This window comes from Microbulbifer mixtoriginis (SeqCode), from assembly GCF_052466765.1.
Map to the genome: position 1 here is coordinate 2,875,194 of NZ_CP174289.1, position 14,377 is coordinate 2,889,570.

Sequence of the window (14,377 nt, forward strand, 5' to 3'; positions counted from 1 at the left end):
CCGCAATGTATGCACCGAGAATCTTACTATTGGTGCTATACAATAAATAGATGAAATGACCCAAATAAAAAGCGGTTAAAGTGGGTTAGTCTTCAAAATTATATCCCATGTAGATTCGGGATTATTTTATTAATCGGGCTTGAGCGTTAAGGGGGTGTTCTTATGGGGTGAATTGCTGTTTAGCAAGGGGGGAGCCGCTAACAGAATAAAAACGCTATTGACCGTTAGCAACTTCAAGAACAGACTCAGCGAGGGCGTTTACCAGTCCATCAATCTCTTCACGGCGTGTAATAAATGGCATGCCCAATTGAATGGTGTCTCCGCTATAACGAACATAAAAGCCTTTCTCCCACATCTTTAAGGCAATGCGGAATGGGTGTAATAAGGGCTCCCCTGGGGCTCTCTCAATCGTTAGCGCGGCGGCTAGGCCACAGTTGCGGATATCGTAAACCAGAGGCAAGTTGCTCAGCTGATGTATATATTCTTCCAGAAGATAGGCAAGCTCTGCTGAATGCTTGAAAAGGTTATCTCTCTCTAGAAGATCCAAGGTCGCAAGTGCTGCTGCACAGGCTACTGGGTGCGCTGAATAAGTGTATCCATGGGGTAGCTCCAACTGGTAGTCGGCTCCTCCTTGCTGCATAAACGTCTCATAGATCGTTTGCTGCACCACCGTGGCTCCCATGGGGATGACTCCGTTAGTGAGTTGCTTGGCGATGTTGATAATATCTGGAACTACGCCAAAAAGCTCTGCACCTGTGGCAGTGCCCAGTCTGCCAAATGCGGTGATTACTTCGTCGAAAATCAGCAGGATTTGGTGTTGCTCGCAAATATCCCTAAGTCGCTGTAGGTAACCTTCTGGTGGGGGTAAAATACCGGCGGAGCCAGCCATTGGCTCAACGATGACAGCGGCAATATTGCTAGCATCGTGTAGCTCAATAATTTCTAATAGTGATTCGGCAAGGTGTGCCCCATATTCAGGCTGTCCGCGACTAAAGCGATTTTCCGGCAGTAGTGTATGGGGAAGGTGAGCGGTGGAGAGCGCCGGACCATAGATGGCTCGGTTGGCTCCGATGCCGCCGACACTAACTCCACCAAAATTCACTCCGTGATATCCCTTACTTCGACCAATCAGTTTGGTCTTGCTGGCCAGCCCTCTTTTGCGCCAATAGGCACGGGCGATCTTCAGCGAGGTCTCCACTGCTTCAGAGCCGGAATTGGTGAAAAATACCCGATTGAGGCCCTCCGGCATTAAGCGAGTGATTCGTTCCGCCAACTTGAAGGAGCCGGGGTGGCCAAACTGAAAGGAGGGGGCGAAGTCTAGAGTCTCCAACTGCTGGTTAATGGCTTTGGCGATTTCTTTTCGATTATGACCCGCGCCACAGGTCCACAGGCCTGAAAGGCCATCGAAAATCTGGCGACCATCAGCGCTGGTGAAATAACATCCATCAGCGGCTGTAATAATTCGTGGGTCTCGTTTGAACTGCCGGTTACCGGTGTAGGGCATCCAGTGTGCATCGAGTTGTGTTTGGCTGAGCCCTGCGAGCTTGTCGTTCATTTTTATTTTCCGACAATTGGGACAGTTATCTTAGACAATCTTTAAATAGTTCGTTGTTACCACTTGAAGCCCTAAAGATACATTGTGAATTTATTTAAGGCCCTCCCAATTCTGGACCAACTTTTCTATTTAATAAATTGCCTAAAACTAACTTTAGTTGCATAAGTGGGGGCTTTTGAGAAAGGTTTGAAGTATGGGGCTTGATTGTAGCTTGTCGGTTCTAGCGTAGTTATTAGACTGGAAGAGGTGGAGAGAGAGGAGTCTTAAGGATACTGACAATTCAATGATAAAGAAGGGGAAGTACCGGGGACTTGAGTCCCCGGTAACAAAGAGGATCAGACTGCAGTAGCAATCCGGTCAACGTAAGGGGCGAGTTCAGGCTTGTTCTCCAGGATTTCTTCCCGGGTGAGGCCATCGATCTCATGAGGGAATACCAGCCACTCTTCAGTCTTGTGGATAAAGTAATCCGGCTCGCGCTTCGCTTTGTTGTTTTTCGGCTTGTAGTAAGGCGTTGCAATACGAATCTCTGGCGTGTTCTTTTTACAGGCTGCGCGCAGGTCTTCAATTGTTTGTTCAATACTCAGGCCGGAATCGTGTACATCGTCAACGATCAGTAGGGAGTCGTGGGACTCAAGGCGCTTAATCAGGTAGTTCAGACCATGCACTCGGACTTTCTTGTCGCGCTCGCCGATACCGAGGTAGGAGGAAGTTCGGATTGCGATATGGTCCGCATCCACACCCATCACATGAAGCAATTCTTGTACTGCGATACCTACCGGAGCGCCGCCACGCCATACTCCAACGATGTAATTAGGGCGGAAGCCGCTCTGATAGATTTGTTCGGCAAGCGCGTAGGAATCAATCAGCAGTTGCTGTGCGCTGATAAAATGCTTTTTCATCTGTGTACCCCTCAGAAAAAGGCGAACTTGGCAATAAAGAGAGCCGCTAACACGTAGACACTGATGCTGACGTCTTTACTGCGCCCGCTCAGTGTTTTGATGACTGCGTAGGCAATAAAGCCCAGAGCAATACCGTGAGCAATAGAGAATGATAACGGCATCATTACTGCCGCAATCACCGCCGGAGCGGCTTCGGTGATGTCATCCCAGTCGATGGAAGACAGACCGGAGGTCATCAGGACGCCGACATACAGCAGAGCTCCGGCAGTCGCATAAGCGGGAATCATCCCGATCAGCGGGGAAAAGAAGGTTGCCAGCAAGAACAGACCAGCGCAGACCACTGCAGTCAGACCGGTGCGTCCACCTGCGGTAATGCCCGCGGTGCTCTCAACGTAACAAGTAGTAGTGGACGAACCCAGAACAGAACCGACTACAGAAGCGGAGCTGTCTGCCATCAGGGCTTTGCCCATGCCCGGCAACTTACCGTTTTCATCGAGAAGCTTGGCGCGGTCGGAGACACTCAGCAGAGTGCCGGCAGTATCGAACAAGTCTACGAACAGGAAGGCGAAGATGACACTGATCATACCCACTTCAAATGCCCCGGCGATATCCAGTTCGAGGTAGGTGGGCGCCAGGCTCGGTGGTGCGGAGACCAGGCCGGTGAACTCTACTTTACCAATAGCAAGTGCAATAACGGTAACTGCGAGAATGCCAATCATTACCGAGCCGAGCATACGGCGGTAGGACAAAGCCACAATAATAAAGAAGCCCAGAGCAGCCAGCATAGCTTCAACAGACTTAAGGTCCCCCAGGGTCACCAGGGTGGCGGGGCTGGCAACCACGATCCCTGAGCTCTTCAGGGCGATAATCGCCAGGAACAGTCCAATACCGGCTGCCAGCGACTGCCTCAGGGAGGTGGGAATACTGTCGATTATCCATTCCCGCAACTTAAAGATACTAAGCAGTAGGAACACTACCCCTGATATAAACACTGCACCCAGGGCAACCTGCCAGCTATAGCCCATTTCGCCCACCACTACATAGGCGAAGAAGGCGTTGAGGCCCATTCCCGGCGCCAGTGCGATGGGGTAGTTGGCGTACAGCCCCATAATTAGACAGCCGATCGCAGCAGCAAGACAGGTCGCCATAAACACGGCGCCCTTATCCATACCAGCCGCCGCCAGGATGTTGGGGTTTACAAAAATGATGTAAGCCATGGTCAGGAAAGTGGTCACACCGGCAATCACTTCCCGGCGAACATTTGTCTGACGCTCAGACAGCTTGAACAGCTTTTCCAATAAAGAGGCGTCGCCAGCCGCCTGGGGAATACCAGACCCTGGGGTCGCTGATGTTTGGATATCAGAGGGTTTCATATCAGAAGTGGTACTTTACTAGCAGGTTAACATTGCGCTCGTTGGAGTCGGTATTAAAGGTTCCATCTTTGAACCCAAATTTGTCATTCCAATGCACGTATTCAATACCGGCATACAGGGCTTTCGGCTCACCCCAGTTGGCGCCCACGTCCCATTTGAGCTGGGAAGTGAAATTCATACTTGGGTGTGTATTTTCTGCGGCGCTGGTCCAATCGATAAAACCGTCGTATACGAAGCTGGAGTCTCCCAGGGTAAATGGCATGGCCCAAACCAGGGTCAGCTGCTCGTTGCTGGCCTTGTCATCGTTATCGCGGCGGTAGGCGTTTACTTGGACAAAAGAAAAACCCGGAACTGCAAGGTCGAAACCGAGACCTGTCAGAACGTTGGTGAAATGCGGGCCTGTGGCTGTGAGGTGATCGGGGTCATCCATATTGCCCAGCTCTACAGTGGTTGCCACTAATACGTCGGTTACCGGCCCCCAAGCCAGTTCACGATCGCTGAGCTTCCCCAGGCTCAGACGAGGAGAAATTTCTGAATAGAGCTCCTTTGAACCATCTTCTGAATGCAGATAGTCGGCAAAGATAAACAGGTCTCCCCAGCTGTGGCCACTGGCGTGTTCAAAGGTCACTACAGAGCGCTCGGAATCATCGGTGGTCAGGCTGTAGTTCATTTCATAGTCGCGGCCATACAACAGGCTGAGGCTGTTATCGCTCCAAGTCATTTCTGCTTGGGCAGCTACAGACAACAGGCCGGAGGCCAGTAGTAGCAGGGGCTTGGTTGGTTTCATTGTATTACCTCTGTTACAGCGACAGGCGGAAACCGCACTGGCGGCCGACACTTGGGTCGGCAGTTGGTTAAAAAATAGTCGCGGAATATACCCGAGTTTACCGAGTGTTTTCCAGTATTTTTTTTCAGCAATAGCCTCTAGGTGAGTAGCCTTAAAGCAATGAAGTACTAATAAATTTTTAAAAATAAAAACTAAATACCTTTTAGCGGTTGGGTAAGCCTACAACCGGGAAAAAGACCTATTGAAGGGCTGGCCTGATTTTTGGTTACGAGAACCGGTACTTTTAATAAGGAAAGGCTGTGGACCAATACCTGCTGCCTGCAAATAGGGCGCCAGGCGGTATAGGGAGCACTAATAAGGTGCAAGAGTTTGTAAGGCAAAGCGTTGTGGAAAGACCTGGAGGGAACTGTATCAAGCGGAGCTGAGTACACCTTGTGCACGAGTCATCCTACTAACATGCACCATTGAGGTGCATAATGAAGATTCTATGTAAGGCTTTCTTTTAATAGTGGGCCCTGATGTAGGAGTGACTTGTGAGTAACTTCGTTATTAATCAGAGTCAGTTCTTCCCAGCAACACATGTGTTAAAGTACTGCGCTCAATTAGGAGGATATTTCAAGGCTTGCCGGTTAGTAGTGACCTGATTACGCCTTCTGTTGTTTTTTTGAGCACTTGGTGGGAGAGACTCACGAACCGCCCTATAAATAGGTGCAATATGTGTCTCTCGGGGCTCTGGCAGCTGCCTTGTTATCCGGAGTCATCTGGGAAGCCCTTGATCGGCCCTGGTGGCGTAAATAATAAATTGGGGTCGCTATACCCCGTATGTACCAATTGGTTGCTTGAGAAATCTATCCCCCAGGGTGTTGGCTTGTGATTATATGTCAATCAGCGGGATGAAGAAGAGCGGCCGGGAGTGGGAGGTTTTATGAAATCCAATTGCTTGCACCTTGCAATCCCCGCAGGGGATCTTGAGGTAGCCAAGAAATTTTACTGTGGCGTTTTTGGCTGTAAAACTGGAAACAGCGAAGAAGGGCGCTGGGTAGATATCGATTTCTGGGGCAATGAACTTACTTTGCATCAGAGTGAAGAGAAGCTGCCGAACGTACGCCATAAGGTTGATATGGGAGCGGTAGCTGTTCCCCATTTCGGTATTCACCTGCCGGATGATGAATTCCAAGCCCTGAAAGCTCGTATCGAAGCTGCTGGCCTGGAGTACTTGGATAAGCCATATCGTCGCTTCGTTGGCAGTGAGTACGAACAGGAAACTTTCTTTATCGAAGATCCGAACGGTAATGTGCTGGAAATGAAAACTATGGTGAATCCAGAGCTGATGTTTAAATAGCGCTATGGACCACAGTTAGCACACATTGAGTTAGCCCGAGGTACCATACGTATGGTCTTTTGTATTGTATCTTGGGTTAATTTAAATTTTTTACCTCCTATTATTTTTTTCCTTTCTTTTCCTGCCCTTATTGTTTCGTGTTTTTGAAAACCATTTTATAAGTGAAAGTGCTGCCTGCAGTGTTGATGGTTGCGAGGTTATTTTATTTAAGCCTTTTGGCTAGAGCAAAAGAGAGGATTTTCTAATTGCAGCTTAAAGAATTTATGAAACTATTGGCTTGAGCTTGGATATCTTTTTTTTCCTTCGTTGTCAATTTATCTAAGAGGCTGAGCATCATAGACATTCTTGGGTTTTTCTTAAAATAGTTCCGCTTTTCTAAGAGAAAATTCCAATAAAGACTATTGAAGGGACATGCATCTTCACCAACTCTCTTCTTTACATCGTATCGGCAGTTATCACAATAGTTGCTCATTTTATTGATATACGAGCCACTGCTTATATAAGGCTTTGTTGCGACCAGTCCGCCATCGGCATATTGACTCATACCGCGAGTGTTCGGTAACTCTACCCACTGAATAGCATCGATATATATCCCTAAATACCATGCATCTACTTGGTCTGGGTCGGTTTGTGTTAAAAGGGCAAAGTTACCAGTTATCATTAAACGCTGAATGTGGTGGGCATAGGCATGCTCAAGGCTGTTTTTGATAGCGCTTTTAAGGCAGTACATATCCGTTTGCGCTGTCCAATAGAAATTGGGCAGAGAATTATGATTTTGTAGTTTGTTGATCTTCGTATAGTTTGGCATCTCTTGCCAATAAATACCGCGCATATACTCCCGCCAGCCAAGAATTTGCCGGACAAACCCTTCTATTTGATTCATATGAATTTCCTTCTTGTTGGAATTCCAATGATCAATAGTGCGATTGATAACTTCACTGGGGGATAGTAATTTGCAGTTAAGAGAAAAACTCAGGCGGCTATGAAAAAGGTAGGCCTCGTTGGGGTCCATCGCATCCTGGTAATCGCCGAAGTGTGGTAAAAGATATTTACAAAAATGGTTAAGGACTTTGAGGCTATCTTCTCTACTTGTTGGCCAGGTAAAATGCTTGGCGTTAATAGAACCAATGGTTTTTATTTTTGCGGTTTGGATACGTTTAAGTGTTTTTTCCACATTCTTTCGAAATAGGTATTGTCGGGGAATTTGAGGGGCTTCACTCCATTTTTTTCGATTCCCTTTATCAAAATTCCACTGGTTTCCTTCAGGATCCCCCTTTTCATCGACAAGTATATTGTTTTCCCTGCGCATATGGCGATAGAAGCTTTCCATTAAGAGAGTTTTCTTTCCCCTAAAGAAATCCTTCAAGTAGTTTCTGGTGGTTAGAAAATGTTCTGTGTCATAGGATTTATACTCTATCTGCAATTCTTGAACTATTGTATTTAGTTGCTCTTCAAGACGATACTCATCAGGTAGTTGATATTCAAATCTCTGAATATCTAGCTGAGCAACTATTTGTTGAATATTTTCTTTAAGATTTTGTCGATTTTCTTTGCAGTCAATCTGATAGTAAATGACTTGATGACCATGTGATTTCAGCCACTCGGCAAACGTTTGCATGGATTCAAAAAAGGCAACCACTTTTTGAATATGATGAATGGCGTAATCTGTCTCCTGTCGTATCTCGGCAATATGGTAGAAAATATCTGGACTGCTTGATTTATACCAAGAGTGCTTATGGTTGAGCTGGTCGCCGAGTATTAATCGTAGCGTTTTCAAAAGGAAAGCCTTTTTGGAATACAGTTTTTGTCAAAAGGTTATATTTGGTTAAGAGTAAAGCTACTTGTATGCTTTTCAGGTCTCATAACTTCTAAAGTTTAGTAGTTCATCGCAGATTGAAGTTACGCTTTTACGCCAAAGTCATTGATTTTATGATTATAGTGTACTGTGTGTGTTCACTATTTAGGATTGTTATAGTTGCTTTATTTTGCCTATTGATTGACGCTATTTAAGTGAGAAATAGCATAGGGGGCATAAACCCTAAGAGTCCTTAAAGTTGACTGCTACCATTTACAATTGATCAAAACCTCAAGATCTCCGAAGGATGTAAATACGACTTGAATTGTGGGCTTAGCAGTTCTTCAGCGAATACCTTTCACTGCTTTACTGCAAATATTTCTTATGCATCTGAATATTCGGGCGATTCTGGATCATGTTATTCCTCTGGCAGTTTTTTGAGTTGGTCTAAACGATAACTTTTTGAGCAATTAGTCGGTCAATGTCCTTAGTGTTAAACCCTAGTGAGCTCAGTAGGGATCGGCTATCGGCACCCAGTTTGGAGCCTGCTTGGTGTTGTATATTTTTCTTTCCATTAAACTTGAAGGGCGTGTTGATCTGTAGGAGAGGGCTGTCACTTTTGGTCTTTGCGTTTACAACCATTTGCCGCTCTTTGAATAATTTACTTTCTGTTGCTTCACTAAAGTTGAGAACAGGCTCAACGCAGGCGTCGAGATCAGAGAAAATATTAATCCATTCACTCAGCTTACGTTGTTGTATAACCTCGGAGATATCTTGTTTCAAGCTCTCTTGCTGATCGCTCTCTAGTACCCGAACCATCCAATCCGGATGCCCAATTCCTTGAAAGAAAGCTTTGGCAAACTGAGGTTCAAGGCTACCAACGGATAGATAGCGGTCATCGGCTGTACGGTAATAATCATAGTAACTTCCACCGTTAAGCAGTTCCATTTCCACCTTAGGATCTCCACCATTTGCGAGAGCACTGGCTCCGCTTATGGCATTCAAAGCATAGGCACAGTCGGTCATACTGATATCGATATAGCCACCGCTGCCTGTTTGTTGGCGGTGATACACGGCGGCAAGAATTGCCATGGCTGCATGGTGGGATCCGCCGGCAATATCGGCAACTTGCATACCACTCAGACTGGGTCCGCTGCTCTGCCGACCGGAATAGCTGGCGAGCCCTGAGAGTGCAAGATAATTGATATCATGCCCAGCACGCATTTTAAGAGGGCCATCTTGTCCGTATCCGGTGATTGAACAATAGATAATATCTGTGCGTATATCACTGAGGTCTTCATAGCCAAAACCAAGCTTATCCATGACTCCTGGGCGGAATTGTTCAATGACAATGTCGTATTCAGAAAGTAGTTTTTCAATAATTTTTTTTGCTTCATGGCTTTTTAAATCTAAAGACAAAGATTTTTTGTTGCGATTAATTGTTGCATGAGCTGCGGAAACGGGATCCTCACTGTCGATCATAGGAGGAAGCCCCCTAAGCATATCCGGACGATTCGGCGACTCTATACGTAGAACCTCCGCACCCATGTCCGCTAATAACATAGTGGCGTATGGACCTGGAAGCAGGGTGGTGAAATCGAGTATACGTAGGCCTTGCAGGGGGGTGATAGATTTATTCATTGCTTATTTTATATATTATTGTTTGGAGGTTTACGTAAAGAAATTTTCAGAAGTTAAACATGCAATTAATCTTTTATATGACAAGTATGAACGAATTTTGTGGAAGAGTTTTATTTATTAGTTGATAGCAAATAGAGATTGGTGTAGATGAAATCGTAAATTCGATCGGCGATTAATTGTTCTCTTATTAATACAGTGGCGGGTTGAACCCGGCGGTAGTGTAGGCCGCCGGGTTATTGCGCTTAGTTGTCACGGAGAATTTCACGGGAAATAATGAGTTTCATGATTTCATTCGTTCCTGCATAAATACGTTGTACCCTGGCGTCAGCCCAGGAACGGGCAATAGGATACTCCCACATATAGCCGAATCCACCATGGAGCTGAACGCACTCATCCAGCATCTTACATTGGAAGTCGGTAGCGAGTAATTTGGCTTTTGCTGCAGTGGCTACATCAAGCTTTTTCTCGTAATGGAGTTCCAGGCAACGATCCACAAAGACTCTGAGGGCAGAGAGTTCACTGTCCAGTTCCGCCAGTTTGAACTGTGTATTTTGAAACGCGGCTATAGGTTTTCCAAAGGCTTTGCGGTCTCGTACATAGTCAATAGTCCACCCTAATGCTGCTTCCGCATTGGCAATGGCAAAAATAGCTACACTGAGTCTTTCCTGTGGTAATTCCTGCATTAGGTAGACAAAACCTTGGCCTTCAGCTCCCAGTAAATTCTCCTGGGGTACTCTGACATCATCAAAGAAAAGCTCGGAGGTATCCTGAGCCTTCATGCCAATTTTTTCCAGATTATTGCCTCTTTTGAATCCTTCCGATTTGGCATCAACCAATAACAGGCTTACTCCGGAAGCCCCTTCACTGGGGTCTGTTTTTGCAACAACGATAACTAGATCGGCGTGCTGGCCATTGGTTATAAATGTCTTGGAACCATTGAGTAGATAGTGATCGCCACGCTTGATTGCGGTTGTTTTTACTCCTTGCAGATCGGAACCCGCGCCGGGCTCTGTCATGGCGATGGCCGTTACAATTTCACCGCTGATACATTTAGGTAAGTACTCCTTTTTTTGCTCTTCACTGCCGTAATTAATAATGTAGGGTACGGCAATATTGGAGTGCAGCCCCCAGCCGATGCCAGAAAGACCTGCACGGGCGATTTCCTCATCAATAATAGAGTTATAGCCGTAGTCCAGCCCAAGGCCGCCGTAGGATTCGGAGATTTGAGGGCAGAGAAAGCCCATTTCACCGGCCTTATTCCAAAGAGCACGATCGACCTGCCCATCTTTCTCCCACTGACTGTGAAAGGGGATGGCCTCGTTTTCGAGGAACTTTCGCACGGTATCGCGAAAATGCTCGTGGTCTTCGTTGTAAACGGTTCTCGGTATCATTCTGAACTCCAACATTCGTTTTTATTATCTGGAATTGTAGACTCTTCGCATTTGTGCAATTGCGGGACTGCCCGGCCGTGGCAGCCCCGTTAATTCTGCTGAGTCTTCTCGCTCATCAGCGACTTCGTAGTCTTTATGTGACTAATGGGTATCCTTCAACTCCTCCTTGGACTCGGCGAGTGCTATTAATGTTTCCGGGGGAGAAAATCTGTCCCCGTAGGTTTCGGTAAGTTTTTGGGCGCGCTGTATAAAAGCTTCAACGCCATATTGGTTAATATATTGCAGGGCTCCGCCGGTCCAGGGAGGAAAACCAATACCAAAAATTGAGCCGATATTGGCCTCTCGCACGCTGCGTAGCACTTTTTCTTCGTAGCAGCGCAGTGTCTCTATGGCCATGATAAATAACAGGCGCTCCTTGATATCCTCAACAGGGGGTTGTTTGGCCGCTGGAAACTCCTGCTGCAGGCCTTGCCAAAGGTGTTTCTTACCCCCTTCTGGATAGCTGTAAAAACCGCCACCCGCCAACTTGCCGGCGCGGCCAAGTTCCAGCATATGATCAATTACAGATTCTGCAGGATGTGTGGGGACACTTTTACCCTCCTTCTGCAGGTCGTTAATCGTCTGTTGGCGAATCTTTCCCATCAAGGTGAGAGAGACCTCATCACTCACAGCTAGAGGCCCTACTGGGAATCCGGCCAGGGATGCGGCATTTTCAATCGTGGCGGGATTTATCCCTTCGCCAAGCATGCCAATTCCCTCATTGGTAAAGCAGCCAAAGACCCGAGAGGTGAAGAAGCCTCGGCTATCGTTAACAACAATCGGCGTCTTGCCGATTTGTAAAACGAAGGCGAAAGCCTGGGCCAAAGTCTCTTCACTGGTTTGCTTACCACAGATGATTTCCACCAGCGGCATTTTGTCTGCCGGGGAGAAAAAATGCAGGCCGATAAAGTTATCTGGCCGAGCAGAGGCCTGAGCCAGGCCGGTAATTGGTAGTGTGGAGGTGTTGGAGGCGAAGACAGCGCTGCTATCCAGTTGGGCTTCTGCCTCGCGGGTAACTTCGGCTTTTAACTCTCGGTCCTCGAACACTGCTTCAATGATCAACTCACAACCTCTCAAGTCGGCGGCATTCTCTGTTGGGTGAATATGAGACAGGATAGTCTGTACGTGTGCCTCGTCTGTTCGGCCGCGCTCCAGACGTTTTTGCAGGGCCTTTTCTGCATAGTTTTTACCTTTTAAGGCTGCCTCGGTGGAAATGTCTTTCAGCACAACCTCAATGCCCTTGCTGGCACAGGCATAGGCAATGCCGGCACCCATCATTCCGGCCCCGAGTATGCCGATCTTTTTGATAGCTGTGGTTTTCGATTCGCGTGCGGCTGGTGGGAGAGAGGTGCCGGCCTTCAGCGCATTAAGAGCAAACCAGAAGGTGCCGATCATATTTTTTGCTACTTGACCGCAAGTGAGGTCGACAAAGTAACGCGATTCGATACGCGTGGCGGTGTCGAAATCCACTTGGGCGCCCTCGATAACCGTCGCCAGTATCGCTTCAGGAGCGGGCATACAGCCGTGGGTTTTCTTTTCCAGCATGGCGGGGGCAATCATCAACAGCTGGGCATTTTTAGGATTTTTGGCGTCACCGCCGGGCATACGGTAACCGGGCTGGTCCCAGGGCTGTAGGCTCGGTTGTTCACCGTTGCTGAGGATATGGTCCCGAGCCTTATTGAGCAGCTCTCCGGCATTTTGGGCTGTCTCATGGATTAAACCACTTGCCAATGCTTGCTTGGCTTTTACCTGCTTGCCTTCCAGCAGGAAAGGCAGTGCATTTTGAATACCTAGCAAGCGGGGCATACGTACACAGCCTCCACCACCAGGCAGCAGCCCAAGGGTGACTTCCGGTAGCCCTATTTTTACTGAGTTCTCTTCCAAGGCGATCCTATGATGGCAGCTGAGGGCAATTTCCCAGCCGCCGCCGAGAGCGGCACCATTGATTGCCGCTACAACAGGTTTGCCCTGAGTTTCTAGCCAGCGCAAGTTTGCCTTAAGGGCCTCACAAGAGTTAAAAAACTCCTGAGCCTCACTTTTCTTTGCGGCATAGAGGGACTTGAGATCGCCGCCGGCGAAAAATGTTTTTTTAGTGGAGCGAACAATAATCCCCGCATAGTCCCACTGTTTTATCTCCTCCACCGCGGCCTGTAGTGAGTCTGTAAAATCCCGATCCATTACATTGGCGGAGGCATTGGGGTTGTCCATAATCAGGTGGACAATGTTATCGCTGTCTCTTTCCAAGCGTATAGATTTCATATTTTCCCCCTAGACTCTTTCGATAATAGTTGCCACGCCCATACCGCCACCTACACATAGGGTGACCAAGCCATAGCGCAACTGACGTTGCTCTAATTCATCAAGCACGGTGCCAATTAACATGGCACCAGTGGCGCCGAGAGGATGACCCATAGCGATAGCGCCGCCGTTTACATTGATCTTCTGCGGGTCGATATCCAATTCATGTTGGAAGCGCAGCACTACTGCAGCGAAGGCTTCGTTGACTTCGTACAGGTCTATGTCATGGGCGCTTAGGCCCGCAGCCCTGAGGGCTTTACGAGCGGAGGGAGCGGGTCCAGTCAGCATGATGGTGGGCTCGGTGCCGACTACTGCGGCGGAGACGATACGTGCCCGGGGTGTCAGGCCCAGGTCTTTTCCGGCCTGCTCACTGCCGATAAGAATGGCGGCGGCGCCGTCCACAATGCCTGAGGAGTTTCCTGCGGTATGTACGTGTTCGATAGCTTCCACCTGGGGGTAGCGGGAAATCGCTACGCTATCGAAGCAGAGGTCGCCCATGGCGGTAAAAGATGGGGAGAGATTGGCAAGCCCCTCCATGGAGGTTTCTGGGCGCACCAACTGATCGCGATCGAGAAGTAACAGGCCGTTCTGGTCCCGCACGGGGATTACGGATTTGTTGAAGGCACCACGTTGCCAGGCACTTGCAGCCTTGCGCTGGGATTGCAGAGCAAAGTTATCCACATCTTCCCTGGAAAAGCCCCCCAGCGTGGCAATTAGGTCGGCTCCGATGCCCTGGGGCGCGAAGCCTGTTTCTATGGCGGTTTGTGGGTCCATAGCCCAGGCACCGCCGTCACTGCCCATGGGCACCCGCGACATAGACTCAACGCCACCGGCCACTACAAGCTGTTCCCAGCCAGAGCGGACCTTGGCGGCGGCTAAATTAACAGCTTCGGCACCGGAGGCACAAAAACGGTTTAAGGTGACGCCGCCAATATCCCAGTCCCAACCGGCACCGAGTGTGGCGACCTTGGCGATGTCAGCGCCCTGCTCACCGACAGGTGTTACGCACCCCATTACCACATCATCGACCCTGGTCGTATCCAGTTGGCTGCGCTGTTGCAATTCGCGCAGCAGGTTGGAGAGCAGGGTGATGGGTTTGACTTCGTGCAGCGCGCCGCTGGGTTTTCCTTTGCCACGCGGGGTGCGGATCGCATCGTAGATATAGGCTTCACTGGGCACGGTTATGGCCTCTTTATTTTTGATTGTGGGTACAACCATAGTTGTGTGGGGTTTCGGCGCAATGATGAAAGACGCCAG

Annotated in this window: 10 protein-coding genes; 1 reads left to right on the forward strand and 9 read right to left on the reverse strand. The window is 48.4% G+C overall.

Annotated features, from left to right (window positions below):
- Positions 1-214: 214 nt before the first annotated feature.
- The 4 genes from aptA to ACJJIV_RS12800 all read right to left on the reverse strand — a co-directional run bounded on the left by aptA (position 215) and on the right by ACJJIV_RS12800 (position 4,614).
- Positions 215-1,555 carry an omega-aminotransferase AptA gene (gene aptA / locus ACJJIV_RS12785; protein WP_444889196.1) on the reverse strand — a complete coding sequence of 447 codons (1,341 nt, stop codon included), beginning with the start codon at positions 1,553-1,555 and terminating at the stop codon, positions 215-217.
- A gap of 335 nt (positions 1,556-1,890) precedes the next feature.
- Positions 1,891-2,454 carry a phosphoribosyltransferase gene (locus ACJJIV_RS12790; RefSeq protein ID WP_252083610.1) on the reverse strand — a complete coding sequence of 188 codons (564 nt, stop codon included), beginning with the start codon at positions 2,452-2,454 and terminating at the stop codon, positions 1,891-1,893.
- An 11-nt stretch (positions 2,455-2,465) separates the two neighbouring features.
- Positions 2,466-3,827 carry an NCS2 family permease gene (locus ACJJIV_RS12795; protein WP_444889197.1) on the reverse strand — a complete coding sequence of 454 codons (1,362 nt, stop codon included), beginning with the start codon at positions 3,825-3,827 and terminating at the stop codon, positions 2,466-2,468.
- 1 nt (position 3,828) lies between these two features.
- Entirely contained in the window at positions 3,829-4,614 is a 786-nt protein-coding gene (locus ACJJIV_RS12800; protein WP_444887412.1) for an outer membrane protein OmpK, read from the reverse strand.
- A 925-nt stretch (positions 4,615-5,539) separates the two neighbouring features.
- Here ACJJIV_RS12800 and ACJJIV_RS12805 point away from each other — a divergent pair.
- Positions 5,540-5,956, forward strand: coding sequence for a VOC family protein (locus tag ACJJIV_RS12805; RefSeq protein WP_226642070.1), 417 nt, complete (start codon positions 5,540-5,542; stop codon positions 5,954-5,956).
- Between the two features lie 241 nt (positions 5,957-6,197).
- Here the strand turns inward: ACJJIV_RS12805 and ACJJIV_RS12810 are convergent, their stop codons facing one another.
- The 5 genes from ACJJIV_RS12810 to ACJJIV_RS12830 all read right to left on the reverse strand — a co-directional run bounded on the left by ACJJIV_RS12810 (position 6,198) and on the right by ACJJIV_RS12830 (position 14,299).
- Positions 6,198-7,733, reverse strand: a complete 1,536-nt coding sequence (locus tag ACJJIV_RS12810) for a cryptochrome/photolyase family protein (protein WP_444889198.1) — start codon at positions 7,731-7,733, stop codon at positions 6,198-6,200.
- A gap of 465 nt (positions 7,734-8,198) precedes the next feature.
- Complete coding sequence (locus tag ACJJIV_RS12815) at positions 8,199-9,392, reverse strand: CaiB/BaiF CoA transferase family protein (protein WP_444889199.1); 1,194 nt, start codon at positions 9,390-9,392, stop codon at positions 8,199-8,201.
- A 242-nt stretch (positions 9,393-9,634) separates the two neighbouring features.
- Positions 9,635-10,783, reverse strand: a complete 1,149-nt coding sequence (locus ACJJIV_RS12820; protein ID WP_444883005.1) for an acyl-CoA dehydrogenase family protein — start codon at positions 10,781-10,783, stop codon at positions 9,635-9,637.
- 141 nt (positions 10,784-10,924) lie between these two features.
- Positions 10,925-13,081, reverse strand: a complete 2,157-nt coding sequence (locus ACJJIV_RS12825; RefSeq protein WP_444889200.1) for a 3-hydroxyacyl-CoA dehydrogenase NAD-binding domain-containing protein — start codon at positions 13,079-13,081, stop codon at positions 10,925-10,927.
- A 9-nt stretch (positions 13,082-13,090) separates the two neighbouring features.
- Complete coding sequence (locus tag ACJJIV_RS12830) at positions 13,091-14,299, reverse strand: acetyl-CoA C-acetyltransferase (RefSeq protein WP_444889201.1); 1,209 nt, start codon at positions 14,297-14,299, stop codon at positions 13,091-13,093.
- Between the last annotated feature and the right edge of the window lie 78 nt (positions 14,300-14,377).